The organism is Streptomyces sp. NPDC002133 (genome assembly GCF_040296405.1).
Classification (GTDB): Bacteria; Actinomycetota; Actinomycetes; order Streptomycetales; family Streptomycetaceae; genus Streptomyces.
Genome location: NZ_JBEOXF010000002.1, coordinates 104,238 through 125,046, shown reverse-complemented (window position 1 = coordinate 125,046; position 20,809 = coordinate 104,238). Strand labels below are relative to the sequence as shown.

At 69.8% G+C, this 20,809-nt stretch carries 19 protein-coding genes and 2 pseudogenes; 6 read left to right on the top strand and 15 right to left on the bottom strand.

Annotated elements, in window-relative coordinates:
- The first annotated feature begins 235 nt into the window (after positions 1 to 235).
- Positions 236 to 898 (top strand): endonuclease NucS, encoded by a 663-nt coding sequence (nucS, locus tag ABT078_RS02940; protein WP_351223145.1) that lies wholly within the window; start codon positions 236 to 238, stop codon positions 896 to 898.
- Between the two features lie 500 nt (positions 899 to 1,398).
- Here the strand turns inward: nucS and ABT078_RS02935 are convergent, their stop codons facing one another.
- The 4 genes from ABT078_RS02935 to ABT078_RS02920 all read right to left on the bottom strand — a co-directional run bounded on the left by ABT078_RS02935 (position 1,399) and on the right by ABT078_RS02920 (position 6,428).
- Complete coding sequence (locus ABT078_RS02935) at positions 1,399 to 3,975, bottom strand: ATP-binding protein (protein WP_351223143.1); 2,577 nt, start codon at positions 3,973 to 3,975, stop codon at positions 1,399 to 1,401.
- A gap of 223 nt (positions 3,976 to 4,198) precedes the next feature.
- A complete protein-coding gene (locus ABT078_RS02930) occupies positions 4,199 to 4,522 on the bottom strand; it encodes an STAS domain-containing protein (protein WP_041984301.1) in 324 nt (107 codons plus the stop codon).
- Between the two features lie 234 nt (positions 4,523 to 4,756).
- Entirely contained in the window at positions 4,757 to 5,605 is an 849-nt protein-coding gene (locus ABT078_RS02925) for a 3-hydroxyacyl-CoA dehydrogenase family protein (RefSeq protein ID WP_351223142.1), read from the bottom strand.
- A gap of 184 nt (positions 5,606 to 5,789) precedes the next feature.
- Positions 5,790 to 6,428 carry a TetR/AcrR family transcriptional regulator gene (locus ABT078_RS02920; RefSeq protein ID WP_351223140.1) on the bottom strand — a complete coding sequence of 213 codons (639 nt, stop codon included), beginning with the start codon at positions 6,426 to 6,428 and terminating at the stop codon, positions 5,790 to 5,792.
- 78 nt (positions 6,429 to 6,506) lie between these two features.
- On the opposite strand from ABT078_RS02920, the pseudogene ABT078_RS02915 reads away from it, so the two are divergent.
- Together ABT078_RS02915 and ABT078_RS02910 are read left to right on the top strand one after the other, a co-directional pair.
- Positions 6,507 to 6,761: pseudogene (locus tag ABT078_RS02915) on the top strand (ATP-binding cassette domain-containing protein); the annotation flags it as partial.
- Positions 6,762 to 6,823: 62 nt separating this feature from the next.
- Entirely contained in the window at positions 6,824 to 7,396 is a 573-nt protein-coding gene (locus ABT078_RS02910) for a cob(I)yrinic acid a,c-diamide adenosyltransferase (protein WP_351223138.1), read from the top strand.
- A 60-nt stretch (positions 7,397 to 7,456) separates the two neighbouring features.
- On the opposite strand, the pseudogene ABT078_RS02905 reads toward ABT078_RS02910, so the two are convergent.
- A pseudogene (locus ABT078_RS02905) lies at positions 7,457 to 8,059 on the bottom strand (hypothetical protein); the annotation flags it as partial.
- Positions 8,060 to 8,209: 150 nt separating this feature from the next.
- On the opposite strand from ABT078_RS02905, the gene ABT078_RS02900 reads away from it, so the two are divergent.
- The 3 genes from ABT078_RS02900 to ABT078_RS02890 all read left to right on the top strand — a co-directional run bounded on the left by ABT078_RS02900 (position 8,210) and on the right by ABT078_RS02890 (position 12,080).
- Complete coding sequence (locus tag ABT078_RS02900) at positions 8,210 to 9,424, top strand: sensor histidine kinase (RefSeq protein ID WP_351223134.1); 1,215 nt, start codon at positions 8,210 to 8,212, stop codon at positions 9,422 to 9,424.
- Positions 9,421 to 10,077: a response regulator gene (locus ABT078_RS02895; protein WP_351223132.1), complete on the top strand. Its 657-nt coding sequence runs from the start codon at positions 9,421 to 9,423 to the stop codon at positions 10,075 to 10,077. Before ABT078_RS02900 ends, ABT078_RS02895 begins: the two co-directional genes overlap by 4 nt.
- A gap of 161 nt (positions 10,078 to 10,238) precedes the next feature.
- Positions 10,239 to 12,080: a glycoside hydrolase family 18 chitinase gene (locus ABT078_RS02890; protein WP_502981144.1), complete on the top strand. Its 1,842-nt coding sequence runs from the start codon at positions 10,239 to 10,241 to the stop codon at positions 12,078 to 12,080.
- Between the two features lie 40 nt (positions 12,081 to 12,120).
- On the opposite strand, the gene ABT078_RS02885 is transcribed toward ABT078_RS02890, so the two are convergent.
- From ABT078_RS02885 to atpB, 10 genes are all read right to left on the bottom strand, one after another.
- Positions 12,121 to 12,879: a 4'-phosphopantetheinyl transferase family protein gene (locus ABT078_RS02885; RefSeq protein ID WP_351223130.1), complete on the bottom strand. Its 759-nt coding sequence runs from the start codon at positions 12,877 to 12,879 to the stop codon at positions 12,121 to 12,123.
- 15 nt (positions 12,880 to 12,894) lie between these two features.
- A complete protein-coding gene (locus ABT078_RS02880) occupies positions 12,895 to 13,347 on the bottom strand; it encodes a DUF2550 domain-containing protein (RefSeq protein WP_351223128.1) in 453 nt (150 codons plus the stop codon).
- Positions 13,348 to 13,470: 123 nt separating this feature from the next.
- Positions 13,471 to 13,842: a F0F1 ATP synthase subunit epsilon gene (locus tag ABT078_RS02875; RefSeq protein ID WP_351223126.1), complete on the bottom strand. Its 372-nt coding sequence runs from the start codon at positions 13,840 to 13,842 to the stop codon at positions 13,471 to 13,473.
- Positions 13,843 to 14,122: 280 nt separating this feature from the next.
- A complete protein-coding gene (gene atpD / locus ABT078_RS02870; RefSeq protein WP_351223124.1) occupies positions 14,123 to 15,565 on the bottom strand; it encodes a F0F1 ATP synthase subunit beta in 1,443 nt (480 codons plus the stop codon).
- Entirely contained in the window at positions 15,565 to 16,482 is a 918-nt protein-coding gene (locus ABT078_RS02865) for a F0F1 ATP synthase subunit gamma (protein WP_351223122.1), read from the bottom strand. The genes atpD and ABT078_RS02865 overlap by 1 nt, the downstream gene beginning before the upstream one ends.
- A 20-nt stretch (positions 16,483 to 16,502) precedes the next feature.
- Positions 16,503 to 18,101 carry a F0F1 ATP synthase subunit alpha gene (atpA, locus tag ABT078_RS02860; RefSeq protein ID WP_351223120.1) on the bottom strand — a complete coding sequence of 533 codons (1,599 nt, stop codon included), beginning with the start codon at positions 18,099 to 18,101 and terminating at the stop codon, positions 16,503 to 16,505.
- Between the two features lie 130 nt (positions 18,102 to 18,231).
- Positions 18,232 to 19,047, bottom strand: a complete 816-nt coding sequence (locus tag ABT078_RS02855; RefSeq protein ID WP_351223118.1) for a F0F1 ATP synthase subunit delta — start codon at positions 19,045 to 19,047, stop codon at positions 18,232 to 18,234.
- A complete protein-coding gene (locus ABT078_RS02850; protein ID WP_351223116.1) occupies positions 19,044 to 19,592 on the bottom strand; it encodes a F0F1 ATP synthase subunit B in 549 nt (182 codons plus the stop codon). The genes ABT078_RS02855 and ABT078_RS02850 overlap by 4 nt, the downstream gene beginning before the upstream one ends.
- Positions 19,593 to 19,633: 41 nt before the next feature.
- Positions 19,634 to 19,870, bottom strand: a complete 237-nt coding sequence (atpE, locus tag ABT078_RS02845; RefSeq protein ID WP_351223114.1) for an ATP synthase F0 subunit C — start codon at positions 19,868 to 19,870, stop codon at positions 19,634 to 19,636.
- Positions 19,871 to 19,946: 76 nt separating this feature from the next.
- A complete protein-coding gene (atpB, locus tag ABT078_RS02840; RefSeq protein WP_502981142.1) occupies positions 19,947 to 20,765 on the bottom strand; it encodes a F0F1 ATP synthase subunit A in 819 nt (272 codons plus the stop codon).
- Positions 20,766 to 20,809: the final 44 nt, after the last annotated feature.

Below are 20,809 nucleotides of genomic sequence, written 5' to 3'. Positions count from 1 at the left end.
GAGGACGACGGCGCATGACTGAGCAGCGTCGATCACGACGACGCAGAGTGCACGGCCGACAACCTCCTGCTTCCACGTTAGGCGTGCTGTCTGGTCGGCACCAGGAGAATGGGAACACAACCGGCCAATAACGATTGCGGACAAGAGGGGCGACCCGAAGGGTCTCGGCCAAGGTCGGTCGCGTACGAAGGCGCGAATCGCGCGGACCCCGGTCCGTCGAGTAGCGTTGCGGACCATGCGTCTCGTCATCGCCCGCTGTTCCGTGGATTACGCGGGCCGGCTCACCGCCCACCTGCCCTCCGCCCCCCGGCTGATCCTGGTCAAGGCCGACGGCAGTGTCTCCATCCACGCAGACGACCGGGCGTACAAACCGCTGAACTGGATGTCCCCTCCCTGCACGCTGAAGGAGGGGGACGACAACGTCTGGACCGTGGTGAACAAGGCGGGCGAGAAACTGATCATCACGATGGAGGAAGTCCTCCACGACTCGTCCCACGAACTGGGCGTCGACCCGGGCCTCATCAAGGACGGCGTGGAAGCACACCTCCAGGAGCTCCTGGCGGACCGGATCGAGACACTCGGCAACGGCTACAGCCTGATCCGCCGCGAATACCCCACAGCGATCGGCCCGGTGGACATCCTGTGCCGCGACGCCGACGGTGCGACGGTGGCGGTCGAGATCAAGCGGCGCGGTGAGATCGACGGTGTCGAGCAGCTCACGCGCTACCTGGAGCTGCTGAACCGGGACCCTCATCTCGCCCCGGTCCGCGGTGTCTTCGCCGCGCAGGAGATCAAGCCTCAGGCCCGGGTGCTGGCGACGGACCGCGGCATCGGCTGTGTGGTCCTGGACTACGACGCCCTCCGCGGCATCGAGGACGACAAGCTGCGCCTGTTCTGACGGGTACCCCCGTCAGAACCCGGGGGCGCACGGCCCGCACGGACCGACGAGTGGCCCTGACGCCTCCGGGTGCGCGTGCCCGTCTGGGACCGATGGGCGGTCCGCGCCCACCCCCCACAGCCCTTCGGGCATGAGAGGTACCCCACCTCCGCAGGACTTCGCCCTCAGGGCATCCTGGGGCACCTGCCGGGCGAAGCTCTGGGGACGACTGCCGACGAACCAGGGGGTCCGGCCGCGCGGGGCAATGCTCCCGCAGCCCTCACGGGGCTGGGAGCAGCCCTCGTGAACGACTCGTCCGCCCCCGTGGGTACGGGGCGGCGGAGCCCTCAGTCCCCCGCCCGGTCGAGGGTCGAGACCATCAGGCCGCGAACCGCTGCCCGCCCCGGGGGGTGCTGGGGCAGAGCCCTCGCACAGCCTCCGGGGCCGCCACGGATGTCAGCCCGGTGGCCGCTCCCCACCCGCGCCGAGGGAGCGGGGGCGGGGTAGTGGACAACCGCCGGTCAGGCCGGTGAGCTGCTCGTGGTCGTGCCGCCCGACGTCGTGCCGCCGCCCGCGCCGTCCGATGTGCCGCCCTCGGTGCCGCCCGTCGTCGTACCGCCGCCGGTTCCGTTCGTCGTGGTGCCGCCCGTGGACGTCGTGCCGGTGGACGAAGTCGTCGCACCCGTGGTCGTCGGCGACGAACTGCCACTGGTCGAGGGACTCGGCGACGAACTGCCACTGGTCGAAGGGCTGGGCGACGAACTGCCACTGGTCGAGGGACTCGGCGACGAACTGCCGCCGCCCGTCGACGACGAACTGCCGCCCGACGACGTCGAGGACCCGCCCGTGGTCGAGCCCGTCGTGCCCGACGTGCCCGAGCCGCCTCCCGTCGTCGACCCGTCGCCGCCCGGCGCGGACGGTTCGCCCGCCGAACCGCTCTCGCCCGGTCGCGCATCTCCCGTCGGGTCCGGGTCGTCCGGTTCGGGCGCGTCGCTGTCCTTCGTGTCGGGGCGGCGCGTGGAGTCCTCGGTGGGCTCGTCGGCGTTGAGGCCGTCCCCGCCGTCGTCCTCGTTCGCCGACTGCTCGTTCGTCACCCGGTCCGCGGGGTCTTCGGGGTTGGACGTCGCGCCCAGGGTCACCACCGTGCCCAGGACCGCGGCCAGCAGCGCTCCCGCGCCGGCGGCGACCATGTTGCGGCGTGCCCCCGTCAGGATCGTGCGGCGGACATTGGCGATCAGCGAGGCCGGGGTGGTGTCGCGACGGGTGACGAGTGGCTCCTCCTGCGGGACCACCGCCGGGATGCCCCCGGACAGGGACGCCGACTCCTCGTGGCGCGCGGCCGGCACCTCCTCGCCCGCGGGTGAGCGCCCGTCGGCTGCGAGGCCTCCCGCGCGGTCGGATACGAGCGCAAGGGCCCGCCGCCCGGCGACCGTTCCGCGCTTGTCGGCGAGTGCGCCGCGCAGCGCGATGGACGCCTCCAGCTCGGCGCGCGCCCGGTCCAGGTTCCCCGCACACAGCGCGAGCACGCCGAGCTCGTGGTGGAAGTACGCCTCCTCGGCGACCTCGCCCGCGACGCGGGCCGCCTCCTGACCGCTCCGCAGGACCCGCTCCCAGGCGGCCCAGTGCAGCCCCGCCGCGAACGCGGGAGCCGCGCTGCGTGCGAGCAGGACAGCGGCGCTCGGGTGCCCCGCCTCGCGCCCCGGCGCGATCGCGGCCAGCGCGGCGAGGACGGCATCCGCCTCGGCCGAGGCCCGCGGCGGCGAGACCGAGGGGTGGCCGGCCCACCAGGCGTAGTGCTGGGCGGCGGTGTGGGCGCGGTCGAGCGCGGCCTCGCCGTATCCCGCGGCCTCCAGCTGCGCGGCGACGCCTGCCGCGAGCCGGTAGCGGGAACCGACGGGCGTGAGCAGCCCACAGCCCGTCAGCTCGCCGAGCGCGGCATCGGCATGGGTGTCACCGACGAGCGCCGGCAGATGGGCCTGGTGCGGCACTTCGCCGCCGAGCGCGACGGCGAACCGGAGGGCGTCGCGCGCGGACTCGCTGAGCCGGGACGCGAGGAGCGCCGCAGGCGCCGCCCCCTCCCCCAGCGTGGGCAGCGGGGCGTCGTGGCTGTCGGCGAAGACGTTCTCGCCGTCCTCGTCCTCGTCCCTCTCCGTGTCCGGAACGCGCAGCGCGTCGCGCTGCCGCAGCAGCGCTCCCGCCTGCACGAAGCGCAGCGGCAGTCCCTCGGACTCGAACCAGAGGTCGCCGGCCCAGTTCGCCTCGTCGTCCGTGAGCGGCCGCTCCACGGCCCGCTCCAGCAGTTGGAGCGCGGCGCTGCGGCTCAGCCCCTTGAGGAACACCTCTTCGAGATGGGAGTCCGGCGACGGCGCGCTGACATCGGGCGCCGCGGCGAGCAGGAAGGCGCATTCGGGCGTCGCGCCGAGCAGTTCGTCGAGCGCGCTGCCGCCGAATTCGAGGTCGTCGACGACGACGACGGCACCGATCCCACGGACCAGTTCGAGCAGCCGGGCCCGGTCGGGTCGGTGCTGCGGCGCGCTGTGCACGGTGGCGAAGAGCTCGTACAGCAGCTCGGTGGGCGTGCGGTGGTAGCCGGAGAGGCGCACGACGCCGTCGGGTGCGAGGTCCGCGCAGTCGCCGGAAACGATGTCAAGAAGGGTGGTACGGCCGGAACCCGCGGGCCCGGTCAGCCGGACCGAGCGGCCACGCCCGAGCAGCCGTACGAGCCGCTCACGCTCCTCGTCGCGCTCCAGGATCGGCAGCGGAGGTGCTGCGGGCCCCGGCGGCACCGGCGGCTGGGCGGCGCGCCGCAGCTCCTCGCGCTCCCTGGTGTTGTGCCGGGTCGGCGCGGTGGGCTGCTGTCCCGGCGGGCAGGGCTCTATCTCGCTGCCGTCGACGGGGTTGACGGTGAGCAGGAGGTCGCCGGAGACGAGACGGGCGGTGCGCGCGAGCGCGGGTGTCTTCTGGGCGAACTCGGGAGGCACCGCGTCGCGCGGCGGGCGCTGCGGGCCGGCGCCGGCGCGGTCGTGCTCGCGCTCGGCGTCGTCGAAGCGGTCGTTGTCGTGGCCGTTTTCTTCCGGCCCCCGGTTCATCGGGTCCATAGGTCAAAGCCCCCCAGATGGCGTCTCGTGCGGAAGCCCCTCCCGGCCGGTCTGCACGCTCCGCTGTCGCTTCTGGTCCGGTGCCCGCCGCAATGGGTACGTGAATCGGCAGGCGACCGCACCCTAGACCGTCGCCGAGTATCCAGGAACAGCCGGGGTGCCGGGCCGCCCAGGACGTCACAATCTCGTGAGGATTGTGCGTCCCTGGCGGAGTGTGGGCCGATCAGACCCGCGGCAGGGACTCTGCGGCGATTCCACCCTCGATGGCCAGGATCCGGTGCAGTCGGGTGGCCACCAGAAGGCGCTGCATCTGCGGCGGCACGCCGCGCAGGACGAGCCGTCGGCCGCAGCGGCCCGCCCGTCGGTGGGCGCCCATGATGACGCCGAGTCCGGTGGCGTCCCAGGAGTCGAGGTCGGTCAGGTCGAGCACCAGGTCGCCGACTCCGTCGTCGACGGCCGAGTGCAGGACGGTGCGGGCGTCCGCCGCGCTGCGTACGTCGAGGCGGCCCCCGACGACCAGCTCGGCGTGGTCGCCCCTGATGTGCATATGCGCTCCCTGAGAGTGCTTTTGTCCGTCAGGTCTGTCTACAGCTTCCGTCTGCCGTCCGCTGTCCGCGTCAGCCGTCTGCCGTGTTCGTGCGGTCTCTTTGTGCAACAACTGACTGCCGTACGGGCGGAGAAGTTGCCGCCCGTAAGCGAACCGATACCGAATTCACCCTGTGGGGTGATGGTGCGCAGACCCGTGCGGTCGACACGGGTCCACGCGTGGTCAATGGCGCGGTCAGTGCTTGTAGAAGCCCTGCCCGCTCTTGCGCCCGATGTCACCGGCGTCAACCATCCGGCGCATCAGCTCCGGCGGGGCGAACTTCTCGTCCTGCGACTCGGTGTAGATGTTGCTGGTGGCGTGCAGCAGGATGTCGACGCCGGTCAGATCGGCGGTGGCCAGCGGGCCCATGGCGTGGCCGAAGCCGAGCTTGCAGGCGATGTCGATGTCCTCGGCGGTCGCGACGCCCGATTCGTACAGCTTGGCCGCCTCGACGACGAGCGCCGAGATGAGGCGCGTGGTGACGAAGCCGGCGACGTCGCGGTTGACGACGATGCAGGTCTTGCCGACGGACTCGGCAAACTCGCGGGTGACGGCGAGGGTTTCGTCGCTGGTCTTGTAGCCGCGGACGAGCTCGCAGAGCTGCATCATCGGGACCGGCGAGAAGAAGTGGGCGCCCACGACACGCTCCGGACGCTCCGTCACGGCCGCGATCTTCGTGATCGGGATGGCGGAGGTGTTGGAGGCGAGGACCGCGTCGTCCCGTACGAGCTTGTCGAGCGCCCGGAAGATCTCGTGCTTGACCTCGAGCTTCTCGAAGACCGCCTCGACGACGATGTCCGCGTCGGCGACCGCGTCGAGGTCGGTGGTCGTGGTGATGCGCGCCAACGCCGCCTCGGCGTCGGCGGCTTCGAGCTTGCCCTTGGCGACGAACTTGTCGTACGACGCCTTGATCCCGTCGGTGCCGCGCGTCAAGGCCGCGTCGGTGACATCACGCAGGACGACGTCCCAGCCCGCCTGGGCGGACACCTGCGCGATGCCGGACCCCATGAGTCCGGCCCCGATGACGGCGAGCTTCCCGGCCACTGCTGCACCCCTTAACACACGTTTACATATCGGATCTCTGCCGGAGGTTAGCGTCCGTGAGCGGCCGTGTGGCGGTGAAGAGATGCGCGTCACGCCCACCGGTCACCCGACCACCGCCCCTCAACGAGGCTCTTCAGGCCGCAGCGCCCGACTTCCATGACGGACATCACACCGCTGCGGGCCGTCAGGTGAGCCGTACCGCGTAGCCGAGTACGCGCTCGCTGAGCAGATCCTCCATCTCGTCGATAAGACCGAGGACCTCACGGGAGACCTCGGCGGGCCGGCGGCCGGCCATCATCTCCCGGCCGATGGCGCCCATGGCGGTCTCGTACACCCAGTCGATCTGTCCCGCCATCAGAAACGGCATCGGGTCGTCGGGGGCCGCCCCGGTCTCCTCGCGCAGGGCCTGCGCGAGCTTGGTGACCGTCTCCCGCTGAAAGGTCAGCACCCGGGACTGGAGGGACGGAGCATGGTGGATGACGCGGAGGAATCGGTCATAACCATCCATCAGTCCGACCGATGGCGAGACCGCCTCCACCTCGCCGCGCAGCTCGCGCAGTACGGCCGCGGCCGCCGACTCGCCCGCGTCCCGCGCGCGAACCCAGCGTGCGAGCCGCTCGACGAGCCCGGGTTCGCGATCGAAGAAGAGGTCCTCCTTGGCCGGGAAGTAGTTGTAGACGGTGTTGACTGAGACGTCCGCGGCCTGCGCGACCTCCGCGATCGTCACCGCGTCGAAGCCGCGCTCCATAAACAGGCCCGTGGCCACATCCGAGATGTGCTGCCTGCTCCGGCGCTTCTTCCGCTCCCTGAGCCCCTCAGCCATGCGTTCATCGTAGCCCTCGATGGGGGTCCTTGATTTTTGGTGGCATTGCAAAATTTAAGTTGCTCTGTTTTCTGGCGCATGGCGGCCATCGCAACCTCCGGCCTGGCCCGGACGTCCACCACCAAGAGCGGACCCGTCGAGGCGGTCCGCGGTATCGACCTCACCGCCGAGCGGGGCGAGATCCTCGGATTCCTCGGACCGAACGGCGCGGGCAGGACCACGACCCTGCGCATGCTCACGACGCTGCTCGCGCCGACGGGCGGCACCGCCACCGTCGCGGGCCGCGATCTGACGACCGACCCCGCGGGCAGGCGCGAGAGGATCGGGTACGTCGGCACACGGGTCTTCCGGACCGCGGGCGCGTGATCGGGCGGCCGCGTAACTAGGCTGGCCGCATGGTCAATCTGACGCGCATCTACACGCGCACCGGCGACAAGGGCACGACGGCACTCGGCGACATGAGCCGCACGGCCAAGACCGATCTGCGCATCTCGGCGTACGCCGACGCCAACGAGGCCAACGCGGTCATCGGCACGGCCGTCGCCCTCGGGCGGCTGCCGGAGGAGGTCGTGAAGGTCCTCGTCCGGGTCCAGAACGACCTCTTCGACGTCGGCGCCGACCTGTCGACGCCGGTCGTGCCGGATCCGAAGTACCCGCCGCTGCGGGTGGAGCAGTCGTACGTCGACAAGCTGGAGACGGACTGCGACCGCTTCCTGGAGGACCTGGACAAGCTCCGCTCCTTCATCCTGCCCGGAGGTACGCCTGGTGCGGCACTGCTGCACCAGGCGTGCACGGTGGTGAGGCGGGCGGAGCGCTCGACATGGGCGGCGCTGGAGGTGCACGGCGAGACGATGAACCCGCTGACCGCGACGTACCTCAACCGGCTATCCGATCTGCTGTTCATTCTGGCGAGGACGGCGAACAAGGAGGTCGGGGACGTCCTCTGGGTCCCCGGTGGGGAGCGCTGAGGCGATCCCGACCGCGCCCCTGCCGGGGGCCCGGGGGTCGCCCCCGGAAGGTGCGCCATCCTGGCGAGGACGGCGGACAAGGAGGTCGGGGGCGTCCCCCGGGTTCCCGGCCAGGAGCGCCGACGACTCCGGGGAGCCCTTCTTCGGCCAGATCGCGTAGCTGAGCGCGATCAGGCCGTGGATGGCCGCCGCCCGCCAGGCGACGTACATCCAGCTCTGAAGCGGGCCGGTCCTCGACGCGTCGCCCACGTACCGGATCGCGATCAGGAGCAGCACGGAGGCGACGGCCGCGGCGACCACCGTGCCCAGCCACACCCCGCCCTCGTGCCGGGCACGGGCCATGCCGTGGCGCGGTGGCCTCACCGGCGGCGGGCCGCCGCCGAAGCGGTGTGCGGCGTGGCCGTCGAGCCACTTGATGGTGCGATGGCCGTGGCCGACGGTGTAGCCGATGTAGAGCGCGGCGAGGCCGTGCTTCCAGCTCGGCTCGCCGCCGTTCTTGAGGTCGAGGGCGGTGACGACCAGCAGCAGGACCTCGAGCAGCGGCTCGCAGAGCAGCAGCGCGAGTCCCGCCCGCGGCATTTTCAGCAGATAGCGCACGGCCAGCCCGGCGGCCAGCAGCACCCAGAAGCCGATCTCACAGATCACGATCAGCGCGACGATCACGGCGACGCTCCCTTCGTTGCTTCCAGGCTCCCGGCCGCACCGCCGGGGATCGTCGTCATCAGTGACGAACCGTGACTGCATCGTTCGATGTAGTTCCGTATCGGCCGGTACGAGGAGGTCTCGCCCCGCCGCACCGTGTTGGATGAGGACGTGAGCCTTCCCCGACCCCACCACGACGACGTCCTGATCGCAGCCGCCGGGCTCGCCGGCGGCCTGCTCCTGTGGTCGCTCGGGGTGCACACCAAGGACGACGGCCGCCCGCTCTCCGGGCCGTGGCTGACGCTGGTGCCGCTCGTCGTGATGGCCGCGATGGAACTCCTGCGGCGGACCAGGCCGCAGACGGCGCTGGTGGTGGGCACGGCCGCGATCGTGGTGGACCAGCTGACGCCCGGCAGCATCGCGACGGTCCTGATGTTCACGGACGTCGTGTACGCCGCCGTCGTGTACGGGACGCCCGCCGCGGCCCGTCGTATCCCGTACACGACCGGGATGGTCACGGTCGCGGCGACGATCGGGTTCCTGGTGTGGATACGACAGCCCGTCGCGCTGCTGCTCGGGGTGGTCGTCGGGCTGGTGTCGTTCGGCCCCGCCGCGACCGGCGCCCTCGTCCGCAACCACCGCGACGCCGCCGACGCGGCCCGGCTGCGGGCCGAACAGACCGCGCTGCTGGCCGAGATGGACCGCACGCAGGCGGTGACCGCCGAACGCGCCCGGATGGCCCGGGAACTGCACGACATGGTCGCGAACCATCTGTCGGCGATCGCGATCCACTCGACCGCCGCGCTCTCCCTCGACGAGCCGGCGACCACGCGGCAGGCGCTCACGGTCATCCGGGAGAACAGCGTGGCCGGCCTGTCCGAGATGCGCCGGCTGATCGGGCTGCTCCGCGACAGCAGCGGCCACGACGAACCGGCCGCCGCGCCCACCCTCGCGGGCCTCGACGCGCTGATCGCGAAGGCCCGCACGAACGGCGAGGCCAGCGGGCTTCGCTTCGTACTGGACGACGCCCCGGACCGGGGCGAGGCGGCCGCCCTGCCCACGCCGGTCGAGCTCGCGGCGTACCGGATCGTTCAGGAGTCGCTGACGAACGCGCTCAAGCACGCGGATCCCGGCGAGGTCGCCGTGCGCCTCTCGGGGACGGCCGGGGGTGCGCTGACGGTGACGGTGACCAGCCCGTTCGGCAGCCGCCCGGGGCCGCGCGCCCCCGGTTCCGGCGCCGGTCTGGTGGGTATGCGGGAGCGGGTGGCGCTGCTCGGCGGGGAGTTCGAAGCAGGTCCCGTGGAGGGACCGCCGGGTGGACCGGCAAAGGTGTGGCGGGTGCGGGCACTCCTGCCCACGGAGCGGGACAGGGAGCCGTCGGCATGAGCAGCGTGATCCGCGTCCTGGTCGCGGAGGACCAGAGCGCCGTACGGGCGGGGCTGGTCCTCATCCTGGGCAGCGCCCCCGACATCGAGGTGGCAGGCGAGGCCGCGGACGGCGAGGAGGCGGTGCGCCTGGCCCGGGAGCTGCGCCCGGATCTGGTGCTGATGGACGTGCAGATGCCGCGTCTCGACGGGGTGTCGGCGACACGGCAGGTGGTCGGCGAAGGCCTCGCCGACGTCCTCGTACTGACGACGTTCGATCTCGACGAGTACGTCTTCGGGGCGCTGCGCGCCGGGGCCGCGGGCTTTCTGCTGAAGAACACGGACGCGAGGGATCTGATCGAGGCGGTACGGACGGTGGCGCGCGGTGAGGGAGTGATCGCCCCGGCGGTGACGCGGCGGCTGATCGCGGAGTTCGCGGCGCCGACGTCCGTACGCTCCCCGGACGCGCCGGACCCCGCCCTGCTCGACGCGCTGACGCGGCGTGAGCGCGAGGTGCTGGCCTGTCTGGGGCAGGGGTTGTCGAACGCCGAGATCGCGGTGCGGCTGGAGATGGCGGAGGCCACCGTGAAGACGCATGTGAGCCGGCTACTGGGGAAGCTCGCCCTGCGCAGCAGGGTTCAAGCGGCCGTGCTGGCACAGGAGTTGGGGATCTGAGTCCGCCCGGCACACACCTCCGTTCGACTTTGGTCTGGACCTATTGACGATTGGTCCAGACCTTCCTAGTCTCACCGCACGGCATGCCGCGGTGAGCCCCGCGGAGTGCCGTGCACGGACCGACCCCCCGACTTGTCCGTCCGCAACTCGAGGAGCATCCCTTGAGCACGAGTACCCCCCGCACCAGAGGCAGATTCAGATCCAGAGCGACGGCGGGACTCACCGCCCTGCTGCTCCCCCTCGCCGCGATGGTCGGCCTCGCGACGCCTGCCGAGGCAGCCACCTCCGCCACCGCCACCTACGCCAAGGTCCAGGACTGGGGCACCGGCTTCGAGGGCAAGTGGACGGTGAAGAACACCGGCACCACCTCCATCACCTCCTGGACCGTCGAGTGGGACTTCCCCTCCGGCACGTCCGTCACCTCCGCCTGGGACGCCGACGTCACCGCCTCCGGCACCCACTGGACCGCCAGGAACAAGAGCTGGAACGGCTCCCTCGCCCCCGGTGCCTCGGTGTCCTTCGGCTTCAACGGCGCGGGCCCCGGCGCCCCGTCCAACTGCAGGATCAACGGCGGCTCCTGCGACGGCGGCACCATTCCCGGCGACAACCCGCCGTCCGCCCCCGGCACCCCGTCCGCGAGCAACATCACCGACACCTCGGTGACGCTGAGCTGGGCCGCGGCCACCGACGACAAAGGCATCAAGAACTACGACGTCCTCCGCGACGGTACGAAGGTCGCGACGGTCACCGGTCTCACCTACACCAACACCGGGCTGACCGCCGGCACGGACTACTCGTACACCGTCCAGGCCCGTGACACGGCCGACCAGACCGGCCCCGTCAGCGGCGCCCGCGCCGTGCGCACCACCGGCGACGGTGGCGGCGGAGGCGACAAGATCAAGCTGGGCTACTTCACCAACTGGGGCGTCTACGGGCGCAACTACCACGTGAAGAACCTGGTGACCTCCGGCTCCGCGTCGAAGATCACGCACATCAACTACGCCTTCGGCAACGTCCAGAACGGCCAGTGCACCATCGGTGACGCCTACGCCGACTACGACAAGGCCTATACGGCGGACCAGTCGGTCGACGGCGTCGCGGACACCTGGGACCAGCCGCTGCGCGGCAGCTTCAACCAGCTGCGCAAGCTCAAGGCCCGGTACCCGCACATCAAGGTGCTGTGGTCCTTCGGCGGGTGGACCTGGTCCGGCGGCTTCCCGCAGGCCGTCCAGAACCCGGCCGCCTTCGCCGACTCCTGCTACCGCCTGGTGGAGGACCCGCGCTGGGCCGACGTCTTCGACGGCATCGACCTCGACTGGGAGTACCCCAACGCCTGCGGTCTGTCCTGCGACACCAGCGGCCCCGCCGCGTTCAAGAACATGATGCAGGCCATGCGCGCCAGGTTCGGTGCGAACAACCTCGTCACGGCCGCCATCACGGCGGACGCCAGCAGCGGCGGCAAGATCGACAAGACCGACTATGCGGGGGCCGCTCAGTACACCGACTGGTACAACGTGATGACGTACGACTTCTTCGGCGCCTTCGACGCGGACGGACCGACCGCCCCGCACTCGCCGCTGACCTCGTACGCCGGCATCCCGCAGGCGGGCTTCAACTCCGCCGAGGCGATCGCCAAGCTCAAGGCGCAGGGCGTCCCCTCGGGCGAGCTCCTGCTCGGCATCGGCTTCTACGGCCGCGGCTGGACCGGCGTGACCCAGTCGGCACCGGGGGGCACCGCGACCGGACCGGCGCCCGGCACGTACGAGCAGGGGATCGAGGACTACAAGGTCCTCAAGACCTCCTGCCCTGCGAACGGCACGGTCGCGGGTACGGCGTACGCGCACTGCGGCTCGAACTGGTGGAGCTACGACACCCCGTCGACGATCGGCGGAAAGATGAGCTGGGCGAAGAACCAGAACCTGGGAGGCGCGTTCTTCTGGGAGTTCTCCGGTGACACGGCGAACGGCGAACTGGTCGGTGCCATCAACAGTGGCCTCGGATAGCGGTCACGCGTCGCGAGCCCCGTCGGACCCGTCAGACCCGTCAGACCCGGACGTCCGTATCCGGGTGCCGTACCACCTGAACGCGGTCGCCGTCCCCCACGACGGCGACCGCCGCCCGGTAGTCGTCACCCTCGTCAAGATCCTCGAGCCGCACCGGAAGGTGCGGCTCGGGGCGTTCCCGCCACTCGATCAACTGCGCGGGCGCGGCGGGACCGGTCACCGTGAGTGTCGCCGGGTCGACCATCAGTCCCTCGCCGGTGGCCTTGAGCACGGCTTCCTTACGTGCCCAGTAGCGCGTGAAGGCCCCGGCCCGGTCCACTGACGGCAAGCGCTCCAGTTCGGCGCGCTCGGGCGCGGAGAGCACGTCGAGCGGCAGGTCCGCCTGCCTGGCGACCTCCTCGACGTCCACGCCGACCGGCCCGGCGGTCGTGAGCGCGACCATCACCCGGCGCCCCGAGTGCGACAGCGAAAGCTCCAGTGGAGTGCCCGGCAGGGTCGGCTTTCCGTGCGGTCTGCCCCGCGGCTCGGTGCAGTGCTTGCAGACGAGTACGAAGATCACGTCGCGCGGATCGACGGACAGCTGCGCCGCGACGACCCTGCGGGCGAGGACATGAGCGGTCAGATACAGCCCTCGGTGCTCCTCGCGGCGGAACTGCGCACAGCGCTCACGCTCGCCCTCGTCGAGGACATCGAGGAGCTCGGGCACCCAGTGGGCCCGGGCGGACCACACATGGCACTCCCCCGGCCCGACGACGGCGATGCCGGCCGTGCCGTCGCCGTTCACTCGGGCCCTGCCCAAGGTGACTCGCCCTCGTCAGGCGACATTGACTCGTTGGCCGGGAGGCGCCGCCTCCAGCCAGGCGAGAAAGCCGGTGAGCGCGTCCTCGCTCATGGCCAGTTCCAGGCGGGTGCCGCGGTGGAGACAGCCGAGGATGATGGAGTCGGAGAGGAGCGCGAGCTCCTCCTCGCCCTCCGGGAGGCGCCGCGCGAGCACCTCGATCGCGGCACGTTCCAGCTCGCGGCGAGGACGGATCGCGTACGAGAAGACACGGAACCACTCGATCCGGTCACCGCTGTAGCGGGAGACCCCGTACACCCAGCCCTTACCGGAGTGGTCCCGCTCCTCCGTCACGTTCCAGCGCAGGCTGCAGTCGAAGGTTCCGCCGGAGCGCTGGATCAGCCGTCGGCGCAGACCGAAGACGAAGAGCCCGATCACCAGCAGTGCGACGATCAAACCGCTCACGAGCAGAGTGAGGACCATCTCCACCGACCTCCTCGCTTCGTCCCGTAGCGGAATACAACCTGCACCTGCATTGCCTCAGCCGCGACCCGGTCTGGAGAAGTCCAGCCCGAGCCGCGGCTGAGGATGATCCATCGGCGCAGTGCGCGCTCAGCGCACCGCCAGCGCACGCAGCCGGACATCGGCGCGCCGCTCGGCGGCGGCGTCGGACTCAGACTGTGCGCGCTCCAGCGCACGCTGGGCGCGCTGCTGGTCGATCTCGTCCGCCAGCTCGGCGATCTCCGCCAGCAGCGACAGCTTGTCGTCCGAGAACGAGATGAAGCCGCCGTGCACAGCGGCCACGATCGTTCCCTCGCTCGTACGGATGGTCACCGGGCCCGACTCCAGCACACCGAGCAGCGGCTGGTGACCGGGCATGACGCCGATGTCGCCGGACGTGGTGCGCGCGACAACCAGGGTGGCCTTGCCGGACCAGACCTGGCGGTCGGCAGCGACCATCTCGACGTGCAGCTCAGCAGCCAAGGGTGGCTCCTCGGGTCACCACCCGGCGGTCATGCCGGGTGTTGGGTCATAAGTCTAATAGGGGTCCGCGCGCCGAAACGCACGGGCCCGCCCCGGGGTCTTGCGGCCTGGGGGTCCCCCCGCCGGAGGCAGGGGGAGGATCCCGGGGCTGCCCCCGGAGAATGGGGCACAGGGGTCCGCGCGCCGAAACGCACGGGTCCGCCCCGGCGTCTTGCGGCCGCCGGGAGGGCGTGGAGAAGGGGGCGGGACGGAACCCGCCCCCTTCCACGAGTCACGGGACTCAGGAGACGCCGAGCTCCTTGGCGTTGGCCTTGAGGTCCTCGAGGCCACCGCACATGAAGAACGCCTGCTCGGGGAAGTGGTCGTACTCACCGTCGCAGATCGCGTTGAACGCGGCGATCGACTCCTCCAGCGGCACGTCCGAACCGTCCACGCCGGTGAACTGCTTCGCCGCGTGGGTGTTCTGGGACAGGAACCGCTCGACACGACGCGCGCGGTGGACAACGAGCTTGTCCTCCTCGCTCAGCTCGTCGATACCGAGAATCGCGATGATGTCCTGGAGGTCCTTGTACTTCTGCAGGATTCCCTTGACGCGCGTGGCGGCGTCGTAGTGATCCTGCGCGATGTAACGCGGGTCCAGGATGCGGGACGTGGAGTCCAGCGGGTCCACGGCCGGGTAGATGCCCTTCTCGGAGATCGGACGGGAGAGAACCGTCGTCGCGTCGAGGTGGGCGAAGGTGGTGGCCGGGGCCGGGTCGGTCAGGTCGTCCGCGGGGACGTAGATCGCCTGCATCGAGGTGATCGAGTGACCGCGGGTCGAGGTGATGCGCTCCTGCAGGATGCCCATCTCGTCCGCGAGGTTCGGCTGGTAACCCACCGCGGAGGGCATACGGCCCAGCAGCGTGGAGACCTCGGAACCGGCCTGCGTGAAGCGGAAGATGTTGTCGATGAAGAACAGCACGTCCTGCTTCTGCACATCGCGGAAGTACTCCGCCATGGTCAGACCGGCCAGGGCCACGCGCAGACGCGTGCCCGGGGGCTCGTCCATCTGGCCGAAGACCAGCGCGGTCTTGTCCAGAACGCCGGACTCTTCCATTTCGGCGATGAGGTCGTTGCCCTCACGCGTGCGCTCACCGACGCCGGCGAACACGGAAACACCCTCGTGCAGCTTCGCCACACGCACGATCATTTCCTGGATGAGGACGGTCTTGCCGACACCGGCGCCACCGAACAGACCGATCTTTCCACCCTTGACGTACGGGGTGAGAAGGTCGACGACCTTCAGGCCGGTCTCGAACATCTCGGTCTTGGACTCGAGCTGGTCGAACGCCGGGGCCTTGCGGTGGATGGACCAGCGCTCGCCGACCTCGGACTCGGCCTCGGGCTCGTTCAGGATCTGGCCCAGCGTGTTGAATACGCGGCCCTTGGTGACATCGCCGACCGGCACCGTGATGCCGTTGCCGGTGTTCGTCACGACCGCCTGGCGGACCAGACCGTCGGTGGGCTGCATGGAAATGGTGCGCACGACACCCTCGCCGAGGTGCTGGGCGACCTCGAGCGTCAGGGTCTTCTTGGCGCCTTCCTCGGCCGGGTCGGCAACCTCGACGTGCAGCGCGTTGTAGATCTCCGGCATCGCGTCGACGGGGAACTCCACGTCGACGACCGGGCCGATGACCCGGGCGACGCGGCCCGTGGCGGCGGCCGTCTCAACAGTGGTCGTCATTACTTGTCACTCCCCGCGGTCGCGTCGGCCAGGGCGCTGGCGCCACCGACGATCTCGCTGATTTCCTGGGTGATTTCGGCCTGGCGGGCCGCGTTGGCAAGTCGGGAGAGCGTGTCGATCAGCTCACCCGCGTTGTCGGTCGCCGACTTCATCGCGCGGCGCGTGGCGGCGTGCTTGGAAGCGGCCGACTGGAGCAGCGCGTTGTAGATACGGCTCTCGACGTACCGCGGCAGCAGGGCGTCGAGGACGTCCTCCGCCGACGGCTCGAAGTCGTACAGCGGACGCAGCGTGTCCGTGGCGCCCGCCTCCTTCGCCACCTCGTCGAGGCTGAGGGGCAGCAGCCGGGCCTCGACCGCCGTCTGCGTCATCATCGAGACGAACTCGGTGTAGACGATGTGGAGTTCGTCCACGCCGCCTTCGGCCGTGTCCTGCTCGATCGATTCGATGAGCGGAGCCGCGATCTTCTTGGCGTCCCCGTACTCCGGCTGGTCCGTGAAGCCGGTCCACGAATCGGCCAGCTTGCGCTCACGGAAGTTGTAGTGCGCGATGCCTCGGCGGCCGACGACGTACACGTCGACCTGGCGGCCCTCGCCCTCCAGCTTCGCCGTCAGCTGTTCCGCCGCCTTGATGGCGTTGGAGTTGAAGGCGCCGGCCAGACCGCGGTCGCTCGTGAGGAGCAGAACCGCGGCACGGGTCGGGTTCTCCGCCTCGGTGGTCAGCGGGTGCTTGTCATTGCCACCCGTCGCCACCGCCGTGACCGCGCGCGTGAGCTCGGTCGCGTACGGAGTGGACGCCCGCACCTTGCGCTGCGCCTTGACGACACGCGAGGCGGCGATCATCTCCATCGCCTTGGTGATCTTCTTCGTCGCGGTGACGGATTTGATGCGACGCTTGTAGACCCGGAGCTGCGCTCCCATGAGTCAGGTCCCTTCCGTCGTCACTTCGAGACGTTGACGGCAGCGGGAGCGTCCTCGCCGAGCAACTTGCCGTCAGAGGTCTCGAACTGCTTCTTGAACTCCGCAACGGCGTCACCGACGGCCTGCAGCGTGTCGTCCGACATCTTGCCGCCCTCACGGATGGAGCCCATGAGGCCCGAGTGGCTCTGGTGGAGGAACGCCAGCATCTCGGACTCGAAGCGGCGGATGTCGTTGACCGGAACGTCGTCCATCTTGCCCGTGGTGCCGGCCCAGACGGAGACGACCTGGTCCTCCGTGGCCATCGGCTGGTACTGAGGCTGCTTGAGCAGCTCGACCATGCGCTGACCGCGCTCCAGCTGCGCCTTGGAGGCCGCGTCCAGGTCGGAACCGAAGGCGGCGAACGCCTCCAGCTCACGGAACTGGGCGAGGTCCACGCGCAGACGGCCGGAGATCTGCTTCATGGCCTTGTGCTGGGCGGAACCACCGACACGGGAGACCGAGATACCGACGTTCAGGGCCGGACGCTGACCGGCGTTGAACAGGTCGGACTCCAGGAAGCACTGGCCGTCCGTGATGGAGATGACGTTGGTCGGGATGAACGCCGACACGTCGTTGGCCTTGGTCTCGACGATCGGCAGACCGGTCATCGATCCGGCACCCATCTCGTCGGAGAGCTTCGCGCAGCGCTCCAGCAGACGGGAGTGCAGGTAGAAGACGTCACCCGGGTAGGCCTCACGGCCCGGCGGGCGGCGCAGCAGCAGGGAAACGGCGCGGTAGGCGTCGGCCTGCTTCGACAGGTCGTCGAAGATGATGAGGACGTGCTTGCCGTCGTACATCCAGTGCTGGCCGATGGCCGAACCGGTGTACGGCGCCAGGTACTTGAAGCCGGCCGGGTCGGACGCCGGGGCGGCGACGATCGTCGTGTACTCGAGCGCTCCGGCCTCCTCCAGCGCGCCGCGCACGGACGCGATGGTGGAGCCCTTCTGGCCGATGGCGACGTAGATGCAGCGGACCTGCTTGTTCACGTCGCCCGAGCGCCAGTTGTCGCGCTGGTTGATGATCGTGTCGACGGCCAGGGCGGTCTTGCCGGTCTGGCGGTCGCCGATGATCAGCTGACGCTGGCCGCGGCCGACCGGCGTCATGGCGTCGACGGCCTTGTAGCCGGTCTCCATGGGCTCGTGGACCGACTTGCGCTGCATGACGCCGGGGGCCTGCAGCTCGAGGGCGCGGCGGCCCTCGGTCGCGATCTCGCCGAGGCCGTCGATCGGGTTGCCGAGGGGGTCGACAACGCGGCCGAGGTAGCCCTCGCCGACACCGACGGAGAGGACCTCGCCGGTGCGCTGCACCGACTGACCCTCCTCGATACCGCTGAACTCGCCGAGAACGATCGCGCCGATCTCGCGCTCCTCGAGGTTGAGGGCGAGACCAAGGGTGCCGTCCTCGAACTTCAGCAGCTCGTTCGCCATGGCCGAGGGCAGACCCTCGACCTTCGCGATGCCGTCGCCGGCCAGGCTGACCGTACCGACCTCCTCGCGCGAGGCCGCGTCCGGCTTGTACGACTGGACAAAGTTCTCCAGCGCGTCCCGGATCTCGTCCGGCCGGATCGTGAGCTCCGCCATCTGGGTTCCCTGCTCTCCTTGTTGGGCCCGAAGTTTCTTTGGGGGTCTGGGGGCGACCCCCAGGAATCTTCTGCAATCTCTGCACGGCCCAACACGGGCCGTTGGTCATGCGTCTTGTATTGGTGGCCGGTCAGCCGGCCACTCGCCGAGCCGCCTCGTCGAGACGCTCCGCGATGGTCCCGTTGATGATCTCGTCGCCGACGCGCACCGAGATCCCGCCGAGGACCTCGGGGTCCACGTCGAGGTTCAGGTGCATCTCGCGGCCGTACAGCTTCGCCAGTACGGCTCCGAGGCGCCGCTTCTGCTGGTCGGTCAACGGCACTGCCGAGGTGACGACGGCAACCATCCGGTTCCGGCGTTCCGCAGCGATCTTGGAGAGGGACTCGAGTCCTGCCTCCAGGCTACGTCCCCGAGGCGCGGTCACGAGACGGACCACGAGACGCTCGCTGACGGGGTTGGCCTTGCCGCCGAGCAGGCTGCGCACCAACTCGCCCTTGGCGGAGGCCGCCGCGGAGCGGTCCGACAGCGCGGCCCGCAGCTCGGTGCTGGAGGTGACGATCCGGCCGAACCGGAAGATCTCGTCCTCGACGTCGTCGAGCACGCCGGCCTGCTGGGCGGCGGTGAGGTCGGCGGTGGCCGCCAGCTCCTCGACCGCGTCCACCAGGTCACGCGACTGCGACCAGCGGGAACGGACCATGCCGGAGACCAGGTCGACGGTCTCGCCGCCCACCTGACCGCTCAGCAGTCGCGCGGCCAGCTCGGCCTTGGCCGAACCACCCTGCGCCGGGTCGGTCAGGACCCGACGCAGCGACACCTCGCGGTCGAGCAGCGCGGTGACGGCGGCCAGCTCCTCGGCAAGCTTCGCCGCGTCGACCGACGTGTTGTCGGTCAGCGCGTCGAGACGCTCACGTGCGGCAGCCAGTGCCTCGCGGCTCGCTCCGTTCATCGGGCGGCCTCGGCCTTCTCCTCGAGCTCGGCGAGGAAGCGGTCGATGGTGCGGCTCTGGCGGGCGTGGTCCTCGAGGGACTCGCCGACCAGCTTGCCGGCCAGGTCGGTGGCGAGCGTGCCGACGTCCTGGCGCAGCGCCTGAGCGGCGGCCTTGCGGTCGGCCTCGATCTGGGCGTGGCCGGCGGCGATGATCTCCTCGCGCTGACGCTGACCCTCCGCCTTCATCTCCTGGATGATGGCAGTGCCCTGCTCGGTCGCTTCCTGGCGCAGACGCGCGGCCTCGTGGCGGGCCTCGGCGAGCTGAGCCTTGTACTGCTCGAGGACACTCTGGGCCTCGATCTGCGCGGACTCGGCCTTCTCCATGCCGCCTTCGATGGCCTCGCGGCGCTCTTCCAGAACCTTGTTGATGTTCGGGAGGAGCTTCTTGGCGAGGAAGAAGAAGACGATGGCGAAGGCGATCGTGCCGACGAGCAGCTCGGGGCCCGGGGGAATGAGCGGGTTCTGCTCCTCCCCGGCCGCCAGCTGAACGAGGTTGGCGATCACATCAATGCCTTTCGTCGGTAAGGGGTCCGTGAGGAGCTAGATCACTGACCGTAAACGAACGGCATGACGATGCCGATGAGGGCGAGCGCCTCACAGAAGGCGAAGCCGAGGATCTGGTTGGCACGGATCAGGCCGGCAGCCTCGGGCTGACGGGCCAGAGCCTGGGTGCCGTTGCCGAAGACGATGCCGACGCCGATGCCGGGGCCGATGGCGGCGAGGCCGTAGCCGATGGAGCCGAGCGAACCGGTGACAGCGGCGAGGGTCTCAGTGGCAGCCATGCTGATTCTTCCTTTTCTGTACGGACCGGTGGGGGTTGGCCACCGGACGTTCTCAGTGGTGCGGGCGTGGTGTGGCTCAGTGGTGCTCGGCGAGAGCGCCCTGAATGTAGGAACAGGCCAGAAGGACGAAGACGTACGCCTGGACGGCCTGGACGAAGAGCTCGAAGAGGATCATGCCCATCGTCATCACGAAGGAGACGCCGGCGGCCGGGATCAGCCAGCTGTTCAGCAGGTACCAGGAGGCGACCGTGAACATCACCAGCATCAGGTGACCGGCGAACATGTTGGCGAAGAGTCGCACCGCGTGCGTGAACGGGCGGACCAGCAGGTTCGAGAAGAACTCGATGAACGACACCAGCCACTTGATGGGGCCGAGCGTGGGGTCGTAACCGGTGATGTTCCTCCAGCCGCCGACGAAACCGTGGCGCTTGAAGGTCAGCGACACCCAGAGCACATAGACGATGAGCGCCAGGACCACCGGGTACGCGAAGATCGAGGCCACCGGGAACTGGGCCAGCGGGACCACGGACCAGATGTTCATGATCCAGACGAAGAAGAAGATCGAGACCATGAGCGGGACGTACTTCTCGCCCTCACGCTTTCCGATGGTCTCGTAGACGATGCCGCGGCGCACGAAGTCGTAGCCCGCCTCGCCGATCATCTGCAGCTTGCCCGGCACCACCTTCGCCTTACCGAAGGCCGCCCAGAAGAAGCCGACGACAAGGAGCGAGGTGAGCAGCGCGAGCAGCATCACCTTGTTGAACTCGAAGCCGCCGACGGTGGCGATCGGCTTGAAGAGGAAGGAGTGAAGGCCCGGTGCCGGAAAACCACAGCCGTTGTCGGCCATGATGCGGCAGCTCCAGTCAAAGGCGAGCGTGGTCTGTTCAGCACTCACCGCGGGCTCCTTCGGCGTGACGCATGGGTTCGGCAACCTCGTTG